Source organism: Pseudorhodoplanes sp., assembly GCF_035565855.1.
GTDB lineage: Bacteria > Pseudomonadota > Alphaproteobacteria > Rhizobiales > Xanthobacteraceae > Pseudorhodoplanes.
Genome location: NZ_DATMRX010000034.1, coordinates 1 through 16,004 on the forward strand (window position 1 = coordinate 1; position 16,004 = coordinate 16,004).

Sequence of the window (16,004 nt, forward strand, 5' to 3'; positions counted from 1 at the left end):
CGGCGTGAATGGCGCGCGGAGCGTGGTCGATGTGCGCGGCTTCGGCGCCGCAGCCAATTCCAACACACTGTTCCTGATTAACGGACGACGCGTCCAGGATCTCGACATGGTCGGCATCGATCTGGCCGCGATCCCGCGCGAGAGCATCGAACGCATCGAAATCACTCGCGGCAATTCGGGTGCGGTCCTGTATGGCGACGGCGCGGTCGGCGGCGTGATCAACATCGTGACCAAGACGGGCGTCGGCGTGAAGCCTGGAGGCCGGATCGATGGCGCGTTCGGCTCGTTCAATTACAAGGAAGGCAACCTGTCGGCTTACGGCTCGAACGGCGCGTGGTCCGGAAGCTTCTTCTCGAACGCGATCGACAGCGACGGCTATCGCGAGAACAACACCTACAAGCAATATGGCGGCGTCGCCGACATCCGATACACGCATGACAGCGGAAGCTTTTACGTGAATCTGTCTGCTGACGATCAGCATGTCGGATTGCCCGGACACCGCCGGTTTTCTCCTTCCGAGAATATCTTCAACCTGATCACCGATCGGCGCGGCGCCTTCACACCGTTCGATTGGGCCGACAAGCAGGGACAGAACGGCACCGTCGGTTTCACCCATCGACTGGCGCCCGGTTTCGAACTGATCGTCGACGGGGGCGTGCGGCGCAAGGAAGAGCAGGCGCAGTATTTCAACGCGACCGAGTTTCTCGCCACGACCAATCCGCGGCAGGCGGTCGATACCAAACTGACGACATCGTCGGTCACGCCGCGGCTCAAGATCGACACAACGCTCTTCGGGATGCCGTTCAAGGCGCTCGGCGGTCTCGACTATTACAACGCCGATTACGACTCCAGCCGCCCGCTGTTTTTCGGCGCAGCACCGATCCATATGTACGACATGCAGCAGGCGTCCACGGGTCTGTACTGGATGCAGACCGTGACGCTGCCGACCAACACCGACCTTTCGGGTGGCGCGCGCTGGCAGCGGACATCGATCGACGCCAAGGACACGTTCAACGGCATGGCGCCGGGCGCGATTCCCTTGAGCTGCTTTCCGGGCTTTGGCTGTTTCGGCGACCAGGCCGGAATCCCGCTCGATCAGAGCGAGGTCAATCATGCCTGGCATCTCGGTATCGAACAGCGATTGACCCAGCATGTGGCGCTGTTCGGGCGGATGGCACAAAGCTTCCGGGTGCCGAATGTGGACGATCGTGTCGGCGCGGTCACCGCGCTGAATGGCGTTCCGACCACATTCAATCTACGCACGCAGAAATCACACGACTGGGAAGCCGGAGTGAGGGTCAATGCCGGGCCCCTGGAGGCTCAGTGGAGCTACTACAACATGGATCTGACGGACGAGATCCACTTCCGCTACGGCCCGAATTTCGAAGCGAGCAACATCAATCTCGACCCAACACGGCGCTACGGCCACGAGACCGTCGTCGCTCTCAGGCTGAACGATGACGTGCGTGTGAAAGGCGGGCTGGCCTATACCCGCGCCGTGTTCCGCGAGGGGTTGTTCGAAGGGAACGACGTGCCGCTGGTGTCGCGCTGGACCGGAAACGTCGGCCTGTCCTGGGACATCTGGAAGAAATGGCTGACCCTCGACACGGTGGTCCGATATTTCGGCGACCGGCGGATGGATAACGATCAGGTGAACCTGCAGCCGATGATCCCGTCCTATACCACTGTCGATCTGCGGTTGGGCGGCAAGGTCGAGCAGTTCTTCTGGTCTTTCTCGATCCTCAATCTGTTCGACAAGGAGTATTTCGATTACGCGATCGCGAGCCCGTATCCTTACGGCTTCGGCAGCGCGATCGGCACCTACAACGCCTATCCGCAGCCTGGACGAACGTTCATGGCGAGGGCGGGAATGACCTGGTAAGGTTCTGACCAAAGAAGGGCCGCCATCGCGGCGGCCCTTTGCCGTTCAGGGTCCGGACGGGGTCGCCGCAGCTGGAACCCGTGAACGCCCAATTCCCTTCCACGCTGTCTTGGTAGGCGCGTGAAGGCGCAAACATTGCCTTTCGCCGACACACAACCCTCGCTAGTCTTGTTCGAACAAACGACCGTCAGATGATGGCGGCATATGGGAGGAAGGGCATGCGTTCTAAGGTCTGGCCGCGGGTTTTGATTGCTGCCGTTTTCACGGCATTTGCCGCGCATGCGGTGCATGCGCAGGGTTACCCGACAAAACCGATCACGCTCATCGTGCCGTTTCCTGCCGGAAGCACCACCGACCTTGTCGGACGCATCCTGCAGGACGAGCTTGCCAAGGCAGTCGGTCAGACGGTGGTCATCGACAATCGCGGCGGGGCTGGGGGAAGCGTCGGCACCGAAGCAGTCGCGCGCTCCGCGCCCGACGGTTACACGTTACTCATGGGCACGATCGGCACGCATTCGATCAATCCTGCCGTCTATGCCAAGGTCAACTACGATCCGATCAGGGATTTCGAACCGGTGATCCAGTTCGGCACCGCGCCGAACGTGCTGGTGGTGCACCCCGATCTGCCGATCAAGAGCGTCAGCGACCTGATCGCCTACATCAAGGCCAATCCTGGCAAGGTCAATTACGGCTCGTCGGGAAACGGCACGTCCAATCATCTCTCCGGGGCGATGTTCGTCGCGCGCAACGGGCTCAAGGCCACGCATGTGCCGTATCGCGGCGGAGCGCAAGCGATCACCGATCTCTTGCGCGGCGAAATCCAGTTCATGTTCTATCACTACCTCCCGCTTCTCCCGCATATCAAGGAAGGCAAATTGCGGGCGATCGCGAACACCAACGCGACGAGAATCGAAGCTTTGCCGGACGTGCCGGTGATGAAGGAAGCCGGCATGGACGATTTCGTGGTGTCTGCCTGGTTCGGGGTGTGGGCCCCGGCCAAGACGCCGAAGGAAGTGGTCGGCAAGCTGAACGACACGATCCTGAAAATCATCAGTTCGCCGCAGGTGAAGAAGAGCCTCCTCGCGCAAGGCATCGATCCCGTCGCCGGCTCGCCCGAGGACCTGCTTAAGCTGAACCAGTCCGAGCTCGCCCGCTGGTCGAAGGCTGTGGAGCAGGCGGGGGCGCGGCTATCGAATTAGACCGATTCGGAAAGGGCGGAATCGCATCGTCCATGTCCAGTCGTCCCCGCTTTCGCGGGGACGACCGCGTGAGAGCGGCTGCCTCCGTTAAAATTGATCGTGCTTTGGCGGCGTAGATTCCATCCCGTCCGCGCTGATGCTAGCGTGCCGGCCGCAGTCGCAGATGCGATCGGGAGTGCGAGCATTGGCCGATATTTCGCGACGGGGGCTCATCGGCGGAGCAGCCGTAACAGGGGGATTGATCGTGGCGACCGGCATCGACGGAGATTCATACGCAGGCCAGCCTCCCTACGGGCCGATGTCGGCGCCGCTGCAAGGCAAGGAATTGCCGACCTTTCGCTATGCGCTCGGTGCGGCGCCGAATATCCCGCGCGACGGCGGCTGGTCGAAGGAAGCAACCGTCGTCAATTTCCCGGTATCGGAGAAGCTCGCCGGAGTCCTGATGCAACTCGAACCGGGAGCGCTCCGGGAATTGCACTGGCACGCTAATGCCGCGGAATGGGCCTACATCATCAGGGGCCGCTGCCGCGTCACGACGATCGACCCGCAGGATCAATGCGAGATCGTCGATTTCTCGGAGGGCGACGTCTGGTATTTCCCGCGCGGGCACGGTCACTCGATCCAGGGGCTGGGCCCTGGCCCTTGTGAATTCATCCTGATCTTCGACAACGGCTATTTCTCGGAATTCGGCACCTTCAGCATCACCGACTGGATCGGTCATGTCCCCGCCGAGGTGCTGGCGAAGAACTTCAAGCAGCCGGCGGCGACCTTTGCGAATTTTCCGAAGAAGGAAGTCTATCTGGTGAAGGGACCGGTGCCGCCGCCGTTGCCGGCCGATCCCGCGCCTGGCTCGCTCAACGCACCGCCGGAGACGCATCGCTATCGCATGCTGGCGCAGAAGCCGCAGGAATTTCCCGGCGGCAGCATGCGCATTGTGTCGCGAAAGGAATTTCCGATCTCCACAACGATGACCGGAGCGCTGCTGCGCATCAAGCCGGGCGCGCTGCGCGAACTGCATTGGCATCCGAATGCCGACGAGTGGCAATACTACATCAAGGGCAGGGCGCGCATGACCGTGTTCGGCTCCGGCGGACGCGCGCGCACCGAGGAATACGGCCCCGGCGATGTCGGCTATGCGCCGCAGGGCTTTGGCCATTACATCGAGAATATCGGCGACGATGAACTCGAGCTGGTGCTGGCCTTCAACGACGGCGAATACCAGTCGATATCGGCGACCGCGTGGTTCGCCGCAAATCCCCCGGAATTGCTGGCGACCAATTTCGGCGTGCCGGCGTCGACCTTCGCGGGCTTCCCGAAGGGCGAAACGCCGATGCCGGATTGATCGCCGCGATGAGATCGGTATTGCGTTTCAGCCTGGTGCTGCTCCCCTTGATCGCCGCCTATCCGGCCTCGGCGCAAAGCCTCGAGGCCGGTCGCTGGCGCGTTATGACGACGACCTTGTCCGAGGCGCACAAGCCGCCAATGGTCGCGACGCGCTGCCTGACAGCCGAAGATGTCGCCGACCTTGGCAAGACATTCGGGCCGCAGAGCACCACCGAAAATCTCGAATGCCGGCGCACGGAGTTTTCGCAAAATTCCGAAGGGATGACGTGGCGGCTGCAATGCCGCGGCCAGATCGATGTCGACGTGTCGGCCGAGTTCATTTTCAGCAGCCCGGTCCGCTACAGCGCGCTCGTCAAGACGCGGGCGACGATGCTGGATCGCATCGTGCAGGACAACATGGTGTCCATCTCCGCCGAGCGGATCGGGGAATGCCGTCCCGACTGACCAGTCGCGGGATGTCCTATTCCGGCAGCGTGCCCTTGTTGCGCGGATAAAGGTGATCGGCCGCGACCACGGCCATGATCAGGATCGGCGTTGCGAGGAATGCGCCGATCGGTCCCCACAACCACGCCCAGAAGGCGAGCGACAGGAATACACCCAGTGGATGCATGAGGAATTGGCGGCCGATGATGGTCGGCACCAGGAAATGTCCCTCGATGAAGGTGAAGGTCATGAACAGCGCCGGCGCGATCAGTGCCGGCAGCAGCGTGTCGAAGGTCAGGAGCCCGATCAGGAACAGCGTGGCATGCATGATGCCGGGCCCGACATAGGGGATGTAGTTCAGCGCGAAGGCGAGTGCGCCCCACAGGAGCGGAGCAGGGAAGCCCAACAGCCAGGTGACGAGCGCAGCCACGACACCGACGCCCGCATTGATGCTGGTCACCGTCAGCAGATAGGCGTTGAGGCTGCGCTCGGTGTCATTGAAGATTTTCAGCGCACGCAGACGGCCATCCCGCGTGTCGAAGATGTTGACAATGTATTGGCGCATGGCGTTGCGGCCGAGCACGAAGAAGAACAAGGTCGCGAAGAACAGGACGAATTGCAGCATTGCCGGGGTGACTGTCCCGAGTACGCTGCCGATCAGATCCGTGGGCTTGGAGACATCGACGCTCAGTGTCGAGGGACCTGAGATCGCGGATTGCAATTCCTTCAACGCATTGAGTGGCCGGTCCATGAAGCGGAATTTTTCGCGGATCGTCGCTCCGATTTCGCCGGATCGTGCGATCAGGTCGGAAACCGGGTCGGAGAGCAGCATGATGGTCAGGTAAAGCACCGTCGCGATGATCACGACGATGATCCCGGCCGGCACGAAGGCAGGCAGTCCCCGACGGACGGCGTAACCGGTCAGCGGTCCGATGGTCAGCGCTACGATCAGGGCGCAGATCAGCGGCATCAGCAGCGGCCGTGCGATGTATAGAAGCGCTCCGAACATGATGGCTGCCATCAGGATGGTGGCAAGCTGCGCCATCGTCCGCCAGAACGTCGCCGAATCCTCGAAGGGCGTGGGGTCCTGCGCCCCGATCCGGAAGCGCTGCACGCTCGAGGCATGCACGGGCTCCGCGACCGCGCCGCGTCCGGACATATCCGCAGGCTCGGCGGTGCGCCTCGCACGGTGGTTCTGCGCCGCGGTCACGTAAAGATCCGTCCCCAAATTATGCCGCACCCCGCGTGCGGCACGGGACAATGCCGCGACGGGCCGGCGGTTCCATCGTCGCAAAAAGGGACATTGCGTCCGCGTTGCGTGCCGGATCGGCACGGATTTCATGGCATCCGGCTTGCAGCCCGAATGGAGCGTCATTCTGCTGCCGATCGGCCGCACAGGAGGTTAGCGCACCATGAGGATCAGGCTGACTGCGGCCGCAACATCCATGATGCTCGCGTTGAGCGCCGCCTGTATGCCGGTCGCCGCTCAGCCCGCGCGGACCGCAGCGGCGTCGTCGACCGACACGGTCGTCGGAAGCTGCGTGTATCATCGCGGAGCGCGACATTGCGTTCAGCAATTCCGGTATGGCGATCGGGGCACGAACGGCATCCAGAGCTTGCGTGAGCCGGACCAGCAGGATGTTGCCGAGATGCGCGAACGCGAGCGCCGCTGGTTCGCGCGCTGCCGGCCGCTGTTGCGGACCGATGCCTATGGCGTCAATCGCTATGTCTATGCGGCCCCTGGCTGCGAATACGGCCAGGACCGCGACTGAGGGAAAATACAAGGCCGGGCGCCTAGAACCGGCTCGGCCGCGCGGTCACCATTGGCGCGACCAGAAATACGATCAGCATCAGGCCCATCAGGTCCATCACCGTCATCGGACGCTCCCCACGCCGCACGCTGGCCGGGACGAACCCGGACGGCAGGCGCCCTTCCCACAGGGTACCTGTCTTCGATGGTGACGGAGTTGCGCTAACGGCGCCTGAAGAAACAGGGTTAATCCGCCGGTGAGCGGGCGGTCCGGCGGAAAATCGGAACGGACGCGCGGTCAGCCGCCGGCCGTGCCGTGTCCGTTCGCATGATCCCGCAGCGGTTGCCGTGCGGTTCCGAGAACGAACGACATGTCCCGCGCGATCACGGCGTCAGAATGTGTATTGAAGGTGTTCACCGCATACATTGCGAGCCGCTTCTCGTCTCTCTCGCCGCGTTCCATCGCTTGCATGATGGCGCGGCTCAGCGTGGCTTTCACAATCGACAGGTTGTCGGCACAGAGACGGCCATTGCTCATGAAGAGGCGGTAGGCGCGGTAGAGCGCGCGCTCCATGCGGTCGCAATCGGTCTCGTCAAAAACCATGAGTCCCCCGTGAGCGGGATGGCTTGCGGCCAACAAGCCACCATTCCAAGACAATGAACACAACAACGCCGGCCACAGCGCCAATCAGCATCTCGATCATAAGGATGGCCCCCCGTCGCCTTTAATCGGCGATGCGCTTCGTCACACGGCTGCGATCAATGCAAGCCGCTGCGCTGTGCGCTCACTATCTCCAGTATGGAAAGAAACATAACGCTGCGGCGATGTGCGCCGGTGCAAGTCGTCATGACACGAGCCCCCACTCGAATCGATGAATCCATTTGGGACATGCATTAGGGCAGCGATGTGACCGCGCGGCATACCGGATTACTGATTTGAACTCCTCGCGGTGCGATAATGCTGGTTCGGCGGAAAACTTGTGGCGACACTGACTCACGGGCGCGACGTCAGCGGAACGTGCTTCGCGTGCGGCTCTCGTATCTGCATGGCACGAAGCAAGCATCACCGGACGAACATTGGCCCGCCGAGAAGTCGCGGTGCCGTCGATGGGGTCGGCGCTGAATTCAACGCGTGGTGCCCTCCTCGCCTACGGCAGAACGCCGCTACCGGTCTTGATCATCGCGCGGCCGCAGCGCAGGCCGCGCCAAGTCCGAGCGTGCCGCGGGGCGGGCGGACGGCCCGCCTGCCTCAGCGGCCAGCTCTGGTCCGAAATCGACCCTTGAGAATGTGGCCGAATTTGCTAGGTGAGGGGCCCATACCGGATCGCCGGCTTAGCTCAGCGGTAGAGCAGCGGTTTTGTAAACCGAAGGTCGGGGGTTCAATCCCCTCAGCCGGCACCGGTGTCTGGCATGCCAACACCGAAAGTTGCCCACGCCGGACGCTCAGCGCCGAATATCAGACGCTGACCTCTTTCGACTGGACGACGGAATAATAGGTCTTCGGCTCCACTGGCTGGAGGCCCATAGCAGTCGCGACTGCGAAGACCTTGATCTCGATGACGTGGACGATGGCGCCGTCCTTGGTCACTTCGGCGACCTTTTCGCCCGGAATGAATCCGATCGTCGCCACGACGCAGGCATTGTCCTCGCCGGCTTCGCGGTTGACCGCAAGAAGCGTCTTCTCCACATCGTCCTCGTTGTCCATCAGGGACACGAAACGCTCGGCCTGTTCCTTGGTGTCGCAAACCAGTCCCGAGCCGGTCAGTATCTGGTTTTGCTCGACGGTCGATGCGGTCCCCGGAATGGACGACCAAAGCAGCGCCGCACCGACAAGTCCGATCAGATATCGCATCGCTAACCTCCAGCCGGCCCGCTGACGGTGAGCGTGCGCCGGGATGTTCCCGCTACATTCAGTTGCGGAAACGCCGCGGCGGATGAGAGGTTCCCGCTTTCGCGGAAGCGATTTTTCGGTTGCGAGGTCAGGCAATCCGATCGCGGGTCGGCACAATCGAATAATAGGTTTTTGGTTCGATCATCTGCAGGCCGCTCGTCGTCGCGACGGCAAGAACGCGAACCTCGATCACGTTGACGATGGTGCCATTGCGTTCGACCTCCGACACGGTCTGGCCCGGCACGAAGCCGTAGGTCGCGATCATGCAGGCATCCGGTGTGCCGGCCTCATTATTCACCGCACCGATGGCCGTCTCGACACTGTCGCGCAGAACGAGAACGAATCGCTCGGCCTGCTCCTGCGTGTCGCAGATCAATCCTGAGATGAAGTGCGGCGTCTGCTCCGGCGCCTGTTCGGCCGCGTGCGATCCGTTGGCCAAGCCGGTGAGTATGGCCGCGCACAGAACGATGCTGCAGAATGTTCGCATGACGACCTCCTCGCGCGCCGGATCAGGTGGGGCTTGCGCTATCTCCTCGCTGATTGGTCTCTTGAGGCGGGCCGAAGGTTCAGGGGAGGAGGGCTCGCCGCTGCCCATTCCAGCGCGCCCGGCCTCTCAATTCTAAACGGCGGTAGCAGGTTGGTGACTTTGAATTAATGCTAACCGGTGATTTGCGTGTGCCGTTAACCGCGCCACATCAGGATGTTGCCATAAAGTACGAACGGCTGAGGGGGGCGCGCAGAGCGCCCGCGCTGGAGTTGTTCGTATGCGTTGGGCGTGGATAGCGCTCGGGATAGCCCCTGCGATCGCGGGTCTCGCGGATGCACGTGCCGATCACGGGCCCGCGCTCGTCGTGCCGGGACGGCCTAACATCCCGGTGCCGATCAACGGTTACAATGCCGCCTGGGGCGTGGTCGAGGGCGACTGGGGACTTTATCGCCCCGGCGCCGCGCCGGGCGTCACGGTTTATCCATCGCCTTTCGTGCCGCCGCTCGAGCCGGAAAAGCCGGTGCGCTACCGGCCGGCCGCCCGCTATTTTCCGACCCTCGGCACGCAGCCCTTTATCGGACGGCTGGAAATCGAGCCCCCGGAGAACCGGCCGATGCCCAAACCCGCGGAAGCCTATAGCCGCTCGTGGTCGGCGGAATCCCCGGATGTGCCGCCGACGCAATACGCCCCGTCACCGCCGATGATGATCAGCCCGGAAGTCAATGTCGGGTCGCCCTGGGACCAGCAAGGCGGCGCCGAGGATCAACGCCGGCCCCGAAACCTGCAACCGCCACGTCGTCGCTAACTCTAACCTCTGAGAAGGACGTAACATGTCTCGCGTAACGCTCTCGCTCTTTGCCGCTGCCGCGATGAGTTTCGCAGCAGCGGGCACTGCCAATGCCCAATGCTGCAACTCCGGATTCGGCTTCGCAGCTCCCGTCGTCAGCGGATGCTGCAACACCGGCTTCGCCTTGCCGAGCGTCGGCTGCTGCGGAAGCAGCTATGGCGTGCAGGCTGCCCCGGTTGTGGTTCAGGCCGCGCCCGTGGTGGTGCAGGCGGCTCCGGTCGTCGTTCAGCAGCCGGTCGTTGTGCAGCAGCCCGTCGTCGTGCAGCAGCAGCCTGTGGTTCAGCAATATGTCGTCAATCAGGGCCCGGTTTATTCCGGTCCCGGCATTAGCGACCTGCGCTACGGCACCTATTATGCTCCGCGCGCCGTCGGCGCTTCTCCTTATGTGGCCGGCCTCGGCGGGCGTTGGGGCTATCGCCGCGCCTACTATCGTCCGCGGCCGTATTACCGGCATCACCATCACCACCGCCACCACCATCACGGTCCGATCAGCGTCTACAACTGATCGAGCCGAAATGATCGTGCCAACCTTCGTCGCCCTCCCCATGTCGGGGAGGGTGATGAACTTTGTCAGCCGCGCGCCTTGAGACGCGTCGTTGCGACGTAGAGGGCGAGCGCAGCGGCGTTCGAAACATTCAGGCTCTTGATCGCGCCCGGAAGATCGAGCCGCGCGGTGACGTCGCAGGTTTCCCGCGTCAATTGCCGCAAACCCTTGCCCTCGGCGCCGAGCACCAGCGCAAGCGGCGCGCGCAGCGTCGTATCCGCCAGATCCGCGGCGCCCTCGCTGTCCAATCCCACCAGCAGAAAGCCGCGCTCGCGCAGCGCGTTGAGGCCGCGTGCGAGGTTTTGCACCGTCACCAGCGGCACATATTCGAGCGCGCCCGATGCCGATTTGGCGAGCACGCCGGTCGCCTCCGGCGAATGCCGCGCGGTCGTGATCAGGGCTTTCACGCCGAACGCCGCCGCGCTGCGCAGGATTGCACCCACATTGTGCGGATCGGTGATCTGATCGAGCACCAGCACGATGCCTTCGGCCGGCAGCTCCGACAGGTCCGGTGCGTCGAGTGGATCGGCTTCGGCCAGGAGCCCGTTATGGACCGCGTCCGGTCCGAGCCGCCGCGCGATCTCGTCCGGGCGCACGATCTGAGGCGTCACCTTGAGCGCAATGCCGTCGGCAGCGAGGCGTTTCGCGCCATTCTCGGTGGCATACAGCACGCGGATGCGGCGGTCGGGATTGGCGAGGGCGGCTTCGACCGTATGCCAGCCATAGAGGATCGCGGTATCCGGTTCGGCCACGCGCGCGGGCCTGCGGCCGGGCGGGGGACGATCCCGCCGGTCGCGTTTGAAGTCCGGTTTCTTCCGATAGGGAGGCTTCCGATTCCGCTCGCTCATGCTTCCTCATGGCACAGACTTTGCTGCGCATAAATCGTGCATTCACGTGAGGACGACGCGCCATGACCCATCCCGACCGCCGCCAGGTTCTGCAGGCCATGCTCGGAGCGGGGGCCGCGCTGCCGTTCGGCGGGTTACCGGTCTATGCGCAGTCGCGCGCCGAGACGCTGCTGGTGGTGCAGGAACTGGGCCCGAACAGCCTCGACATGCACGGCGTCGGATCGAACCAGACCGTCAACGGGCTGTCCTGGAACTGCTACGACCGGTTGCTCACTTATGCGGCAAGGACGCTGCCCGACGGCACGGTGAGCTATGACCGCGGCACGCTCGCACCCGAGCTTGCCGAAAGCTGGCAGGTGGCGTCGGACGGCATGTCCTGCACCTTCAAGCTGCGAAAGGACGCCACCTTCCACAACGGCGCGCCGGTGACGGCGCGCGACGTGAAATGGTCTTTCGACCGCGCGGTCAGCGTCGGCGGTTTTCCGACCTTCCAGATGTCGGCAGGTTCGCTGCTCAAGCCCGAGCAATTCGTCGTGGTCGACGACCACACGTTCCGCATCGACTATGTCCGCAAGGACAAGATGCTGCTGTTCAACGTCGCGGTCGTGGTGCCCTTCATCATCAATTCCGAACTTGCGAAAAAGAACGCGACCGAGGCCGACCCCTGGGCGATGACCTTTTTGCGCAACAATGAAGCAGGCGGCGGCGCGTATCGCATCGAAAGCTGGAAGCCCGGCGCGGAGACCGTGCTGGTGCGCTTCGATCAATGGAAAAACGGTCCGCTGCCGAAAATCCGGCGCATCATTGCGCGCGATATTCCGTCCGCCGGCACGCGCCGCGCGCTTCTTGAGAAAGGTGATGCCGATTATTCGACCGGCTTTGCGCCCAAGGATTTCGACCAGCTCAAGAAGGACGGCAAGGTGCAGGTGGTCGGCGTGCCGATCCCCAATTGTCTGTGGTATGTCGCGCTCAATACCGCAAAGCCCCCCTTCGACAACGTAAAGCTGCGTCAGGCCATCGCCTATGCGATGCCCTATGAACAGATCCAGTCGGCGGCGTTTTTCGGCCGCGCCGTGCCGATGTATGGCGGACCCTCCAGGGTCGACATGACCGCCTGGCCGCAGCCATTCCCCTATGTGACCGACCTCGACAAGGCCAAGGCGCTGATGGCGGAAGCGGGCTTCGCGGGCGGTCTCGAAACGACGCTCGGGCTCGATACCGGCACGGCGACGGTCGGGGAGCCAACCGCGATCCTGATCGCCGAGACGCTCGGCAAGATCGGGATCAAGGTGACGCTGGACAAGATTCCGGGGGCAAACTGGCGCACCACGCTCAACAAGAAGGAGCTGCCGATGGCGCTGAACCGCTTCAGCGGCTGGCTCGATTATCCGGAATATTATTTCTACTGGAATTTCCACGGCAACAATTCGATCTTCAATATCTCCGCCTACAAGAATGCCGAGATGGACGCGCTGATCGACAAGGCGCGTTTTACCGAAGATCCCGCCGAATACGATGCGACGGTGAAGGCCTTCATCGCACTCTGCATGCGGGAGGTGCCGGTGGTGCCGCTCAACCAGCCGATCCACGATGTGGCGCTGAAGATGGGGGTCGGCGGCTACGAATTCTGGTTCCACCGGGAGCCGGACTACCGCCAATTGTCCAAGGCCTGAGAGACGAGGGGGCTTCGCGTCCGCTCCGAACCGGGTGGATATCCCTGATTTCCCATTGACTTAAGCAGGCTTCGCCACCATAAACCCGACCGCGCCCGGCGCTGGCTCGCAAGGTTTGCGTCCGGGCGTTTTACATTGTGCCGATCCGGGTTAAACCTTTTGTCGGCATGATGCGACCAAGGTGTGGTCGCACAGACTGATCCCGTGGAGGGGTGCCCGAGTGGCTAAAGGGGACGGACTGTAAATCCGTTGGCTATGCCTACGTTGGTTCGAATCCAACCCCCTCCACCAATCTGACTGCCAAATCCCAAAGACAATCGCCGCGTCCGGTCCTGCGCTTTCGCGCAGCATCGTCTTTCGTGCGCCTTTGCAAAGGAAAAGAGAAAGCCCGGCTCCGGGGGGAGAAAGCCGGGCTTTGGAGACCGCCTGGGGGGATGGGGGTGATGTGATGCGGCGGTCTCACCCGCCCAACATCGGGGCGTGCGGGACGTTCCCCGCTGTTAAGAAAAATTACCACGTGTGGGATGGGCCAATGCGTCCTCCCGCGGGAACAGCTTTCGACGCGCTCTGCGGTTCCGGTGTAGACTTGCGGTCCATTCACGGACCCAGAGGCCCATCATGCACAGCGCGTCTCGCCGCGACCTCCTGACCCTCATTCTCGGCGCCGCCGCGGCGCAGGCGGTTCCGGTTTTGCCTCTCGCGAGCGCCGCCTTGGCGCAGACCGCGTCCGGCCAGGCGCCGCAATCCGCGGCCGCCATCGTCGCGGCGATCCGCGACAAGCGCGTGACCGCGACCGATGTGGTGAAGGCCGCGCTCGCCCGCGCCGAACAGACCAGGCATCTGAACGCCTTCATCACGCTCAACACGCAAGGCGCGCTCGCTGCCGCGAAGGCGGTGGACGACGCGGTCGCGGCCGGAAGGCCGTTGCCGCCGCTCGCCGGCCTTCCGATCGTGGTGAAGGACAACATCAACACGGCCGACATGCCGACAACCGGCGGCACCGAGGCGCTGCGCAACGCGCGGCCCAAAGCCAACGCGCCATCGCTGCAGAAGCTGATCGACGCCGGCGCCATCGTGATCGGCAAGACCAACCTGCACGAACTCGCCTTCGGCATCACCTCGACGAATGGCGCGCCGTTCGCGGGCGCGGTGAAGAACCCGTACGATACGGCGCGCATTCCGGGCGGCTCCTCCGGCGGCACGGCCACGGCGATTGCCGCCGGCGTGACCCCGGCCGGGCTTGGCAGCGACACCGGGGGCTCGACCCGCATCCCCGCGGCGCTGACCGGAATCGCGGGCCTTCGCCCCTCGGTCGGCGATGGCGGCGCGCAACGCCGCTATCACGATGCGAACGCGGTGGTGCCGATCAGCCGCACCCGCGACACGGTCGGCCCGATGGGGCGCAGCGTTGCGGACGTCGCGCTGCTGGACGCCGTCATCACCGGGACGCCGGTCGCGAGCGCGACTTCGCTCAAGGGCAAGCGCATCGGCGTGCCGGCCTCGTTCTGGACTGGCCTTGATCCCGAACTCGAGTCGGTCGCGAAGGCCGCGCGCGGCAAGCTCGAGGCCGCCGGCGTGGTGTTCGTCGATGCCGATCTGCCCGGGCTTGCGGAACTGAACGCCAAGGTTTCGTTCCCGGTTGCGCTGCATGAGCCGGTCGAGGACATCCCGGCCTATCTGAAGGCCTCAGGCATCGAGGGCGTGACGCTTGCCGATATCGCCGGAAAAATCCGCAGTCCGGACGTCCAGGGCGCGTTCGGTGCGATCATGAAGGATGCGTTCGGCAAGGATTATCCGGACGCCATGAAGGTGCATCGGCCCGCGCTGCAGAAGCTCTATGCGGATTATTTCAAGACCAACAATCTCGATGCCATGCTGTTTCCGACCACGCCCGCTCCGGCGGTGCCGATCGATGCCGAGAAGGGTTCGGGCGAGATGTCGATCGCGGGCGGCAAGCCGGCGCCGACCTTCTTCACGATGATCCGCAACACCGATCCGGGCAGCAATGCCGGGATCCCCGGGCTGTCGCTGTTCGCGGGCATGACCGCAAGCGGGCTTCCGGTCGGCATCGAGATCGACGGACCGCTCGGCAGCGACCAGATGCTGCTCGCGCTCGGACTTGCGATGGAGGCCGTGCTGGGGAGCGCGCCGCCGCCGAAAGAGTGAGGAGAGGACGCGTGCCGCCGTCCGGAACGGGCCGACAGGCCCGGTCATGACCGCGGGATCACGTGGGGGCATGGCCGAGTGGCGCTGTGTTGCGCGGACCGGCACGCGGGTCTTGTCTTCGGCGGCGATTTATGGAAACCAACGGGCCGCCGGTGCATCCGGAGCGCGGGTGTAGCTCAATGGTAGAGCAACAGCCTTCCAAGCTGATGACGAGGGTTCGATTCCCTTCACCCGCTCCAATGATTTCAATAAGTTATCGAGGATTTGCTAGGGTCGGACAGGGTTCGGCTAATCATCGGCTAAAACGAAAAAGGCCCGCCGGTCGGGGCGGGCCTGAAATTTGTGCGGATCGATCCGCACTCCGAAATCACGCGGCCTTCTGTTGCCGCAGTGCCTTCAGAATCGCATCGAGTTCATTGTCGGCATCATCCAGATACTCGACCATCATCAGAACTATCCGGACTGCGCCGTCGCGCGCCCTTTTGTCGGTGCACTCCAAACCCGAAATCGCCGCCGCTAGTGCATGGCCGATCTCCCGCGCAATTCCAATGCGATCGATCGCGCAAATGAGGTCGTCGGATAGGTTGCTCATGACCGCACTCCCGACTGTTCGATAACGTCTGCGAGGCGGTTGAGGATGGTCAAACCGGGATTGTAGATTGGGTCGAACCAAGTCTCGAAGACTGAATATTGCCCCGTGTGGTCAAGGAACGCCGCCATGCACCGGAGTTGCGCTACCGCCCCCGACACCGTGACCGGCGTGGCGGACAAGACCTTAGCAAACGCGTTGATTTGCGCCGACGAAACCACCTCCAGTTCATCGTCAGAAACTTCATCGCTCGAACGCACGTTGTATGCGTCGCACGCCGCCTGCGTCTCGTAGTATCGTTGGATCAGGCTAAGGATCGGATCGGTCGCCTCGGAGGCGGCCGCCACGGCTGGAAGGCCCA

General features: G+C 63.2%; 16 protein-coding genes and 3 tRNA genes. 12 read left to right on the top strand and 7 right to left on the bottom strand.

The window, feature by feature from the left end:
• From VN004_RS02240 to VN004_RS02255, 4 genes are all read left to right on the top strand, one after another.
• On the top strand, positions 1 to 1,882 hold a 1,882-nt coding region (locus tag VN004_RS02240), incomplete at its 5' end, for a TonB-dependent receptor (protein ID WP_325606597.1).
• 218 nt (positions 1,883 to 2,100) lie between these two features.
• Positions 2,101 to 3,081, top strand: coding sequence for a tripartite tricarboxylate transporter substrate binding protein (locus VN004_RS02245; protein WP_325606599.1), 981 nt, complete (start codon positions 2,101 to 2,103; stop codon positions 3,079 to 3,081).
• Between the two features lie 244 nt (positions 3,082 to 3,325).
• A complete protein-coding gene (locus tag VN004_RS02250; RefSeq protein ID WP_325606601.1) occupies positions 3,326 to 4,423 on the top strand; it encodes a cupin domain-containing protein in 1,098 nt (365 codons plus the stop codon).
• A gap of 8 nt (positions 4,424 to 4,431) precedes the next feature.
• Positions 4,432 to 4,869 (top strand): DUF3617 domain-containing protein, encoded by a 438-nt coding sequence (locus VN004_RS02255; RefSeq protein ID WP_325606603.1) that lies wholly within the window; start codon positions 4,432 to 4,434, stop codon positions 4,867 to 4,869.
• A 16-nt stretch (positions 4,870 to 4,885) separates the two neighbouring features.
• On the opposite strand, the gene VN004_RS02260 is transcribed toward VN004_RS02255, so the two are convergent.
• The gene (locus VN004_RS02260) at positions 4,886 to 6,058 is read right to left on the bottom strand and encodes an AI-2E family transporter (RefSeq protein ID WP_325606605.1); all 1,173 of its coding nucleotides are present in this window, start codon (positions 6,056 to 6,058) and stop codon (positions 4,886 to 4,888) included.
• Positions 6,059 to 6,260: 202 nt separating this feature from the next.
• Here VN004_RS02260 and VN004_RS02265 point away from each other — a divergent pair, with 202 nt between their 5' ends.
• Complete coding sequence (locus VN004_RS02265) at positions 6,261 to 6,620, top strand: hypothetical protein (protein ID WP_325606607.1); 360 nt, start codon at positions 6,261 to 6,263, stop codon at positions 6,618 to 6,620.
• A gap of 276 nt (positions 6,621 to 6,896) precedes the next feature.
• On the opposite strand, the gene VN004_RS02270 is transcribed toward VN004_RS02265, so the two are convergent.
• Complete coding sequence (locus VN004_RS02270; protein ID WP_325606608.1) at positions 6,897 to 7,286, bottom strand: hypothetical protein; 390 nt, start codon at positions 7,284 to 7,286, stop codon at positions 6,897 to 6,899.
• A 638-nt stretch (positions 7,287 to 7,924) separates the two neighbouring features.
• On the opposite strand from VN004_RS02270, the gene VN004_RS02275 reads away from it, so the two are divergent.
• Positions 7,925 to 7,996 (top strand) — tRNA-Thr (locus VN004_RS02275).
• Between the two features lie 58 nt (positions 7,997 to 8,054).
• Here VN004_RS02275 and VN004_RS02280 read toward each other — a convergent pair.
• Entirely contained in the window at positions 8,055 to 8,450 is a 396-nt protein-coding gene (locus VN004_RS02280; RefSeq protein WP_325606610.1) for a hypothetical protein, read from the bottom strand.
• A 127-nt stretch (positions 8,451 to 8,577) separates the two neighbouring features.
• Positions 8,578 to 8,976 (bottom strand): hypothetical protein, encoded by a 399-nt coding sequence (locus VN004_RS02285; RefSeq protein WP_325606612.1) that lies wholly within the window; start codon positions 8,974 to 8,976, stop codon positions 8,578 to 8,580.
• A gap of 277 nt (positions 8,977 to 9,253) precedes the next feature.
• On the opposite strand from VN004_RS02285, the gene VN004_RS02290 reads away from it, so the two are divergent.
• Positions 9,254 to 9,781 carry a hypothetical protein gene (locus tag VN004_RS02290; protein WP_325606614.1) on the top strand — a complete coding sequence of 176 codons (528 nt, stop codon included), beginning with the start codon at positions 9,254 to 9,256 and terminating at the stop codon, positions 9,779 to 9,781.
• Between the two features lie 25 nt (positions 9,782 to 9,806).
• Entirely contained in the window at positions 9,807 to 10,328 is a 522-nt protein-coding gene (locus tag VN004_RS02295; protein ID WP_325606616.1) for a hypothetical protein, read from the top strand.
• Positions 10,329 to 10,393: 65 nt separating this feature from the next.
• On the opposite strand, the gene rlmB is transcribed toward VN004_RS02295, so the two are convergent.
• On the bottom strand, positions 10,394 to 11,215 hold the full coding sequence (gene rlmB / locus VN004_RS02300; protein ID WP_325606618.1) for a 23S rRNA (guanosine(2251)-2'-O)-methyltransferase RlmB: 822 nt from the start codon (positions 11,213 to 11,215) through the stop codon (positions 10,394 to 10,396).
• Between the two features lie 62 nt (positions 11,216 to 11,277).
• On the opposite strand from rlmB, the gene VN004_RS02305 reads away from it, so the two are divergent.
• The 4 genes from VN004_RS02305 (at position 11,278) to VN004_RS02320 (ending at position 15,293) form a co-directional block, all read left to right on the top strand.
• On the top strand, positions 11,278 to 12,888 hold the full coding sequence (locus tag VN004_RS02305) for an ABC transporter substrate-binding protein (RefSeq protein WP_414710219.1): 1,611 nt from the start codon (positions 11,278 to 11,280) through the stop codon (positions 12,886 to 12,888).
• Between the two features lie 206 nt (positions 12,889 to 13,094).
• Positions 13,095 to 13,179 (top strand) — tRNA-Tyr (locus VN004_RS02310).
• 327 nt (positions 13,180 to 13,506) lie between these two features.
• Positions 13,507 to 15,054: an indoleacetamide hydrolase gene (iaaH, locus tag VN004_RS02315; protein ID WP_325606619.1), complete on the top strand. Its 1,548-nt coding sequence runs from the start codon at positions 13,507 to 13,509 to the stop codon at positions 15,052 to 15,054.
• A gap of 165 nt (positions 15,055 to 15,219) precedes the next feature.
• Positions 15,220 to 15,293: transfer RNA gene (locus VN004_RS02320), tRNA-Gly, on the top strand.
• 128 nt (positions 15,294 to 15,421) lie between these two features.
• Here VN004_RS02320 and VN004_RS02325 read toward each other — a convergent pair.
• Positions 15,422 to 15,646 carry a hypothetical protein gene (locus tag VN004_RS02325; RefSeq protein ID WP_325606621.1) on the bottom strand — a complete coding sequence of 75 codons (225 nt, stop codon included), beginning with the start codon at positions 15,644 to 15,646 and terminating at the stop codon, positions 15,422 to 15,424.
• On the bottom strand, positions 15,643 to 16,004 hold a 362-nt coding region (locus VN004_RS02330; protein ID WP_325606623.1), incomplete at its 5' end, for a hypothetical protein. The genes VN004_RS02330 and VN004_RS02325, both read right to left, overlap by 4 nt.

What these genes read in the sequence shown, in the direction of transcription:
- rlmB (WP_325606618.1), bottom strand. Translation starts at nt 11,215, where the DNA reads ATGAGCGAGCGGAATCGGAAGCCTCCCTATCGGAAGAAACCGGACTTC.
- VN004_RS02255 (WP_325606603.1), top strand. Translation starts at nt 4,432, where the DNA reads ATGAGATCGGTATTGCGTTTCAGCCTGGTGCTGCTCCCCTTGATCGCC.
- iaaH (WP_325606619.1), top strand. Translation starts at nt 13,507, where the DNA reads ATGCACAGCGCGTCTCGCCGCGACCTCCTGACCCTCATTCTCGGCGCC.
- VN004_RS02305 (WP_414710219.1), top strand. Translation starts at nt 11,278, where the DNA reads ATGACCCATCCCGACCGCCGCCAGGTTCTGCAGGCCATGCTCGGAGCG.
- VN004_RS02245 (WP_325606599.1), top strand. Translation starts at nt 2,101, where the DNA reads ATGCGTTCTAAGGTCTGGCCGCGGGTTTTGATTGCTGCCGTTTTCACG.
- VN004_RS02265 (WP_325606607.1), top strand. Translation starts at nt 6,261, where the DNA reads ATGAGGATCAGGCTGACTGCGGCCGCAACATCCATGATGCTCGCGTTG.
- VN004_RS02295 (WP_325606616.1), top strand. Translation starts at nt 9,807, where the DNA reads ATGTCTCGCGTAACGCTCTCGCTCTTTGCCGCTGCCGCGATGAGTTTC.
- VN004_RS02285 (WP_325606612.1), bottom strand. Translation starts at nt 8,976, where the DNA reads ATGCGAACATTCTGCAGCATCGTTCTGTGCGCGGCCATACTCACCGGC.
- VN004_RS02280 (WP_325606610.1), bottom strand. Translation starts at nt 8,450, where the DNA reads ATGCGATATCTGATCGGACTTGTCGGTGCGGCGCTGCTTTGGTCGTCC.
- VN004_RS02290 (WP_325606614.1), top strand. Translation starts at nt 9,254, where the DNA reads ATGCGTTGGGCGTGGATAGCGCTCGGGATAGCCCCTGCGATCGCGGGT.
- VN004_RS02325 (WP_325606621.1), bottom strand. Translation starts at nt 15,646, where the DNA reads ATGAGCAACCTATCCGACGACCTCATTTGCGCGATCGATCGCATTGGA.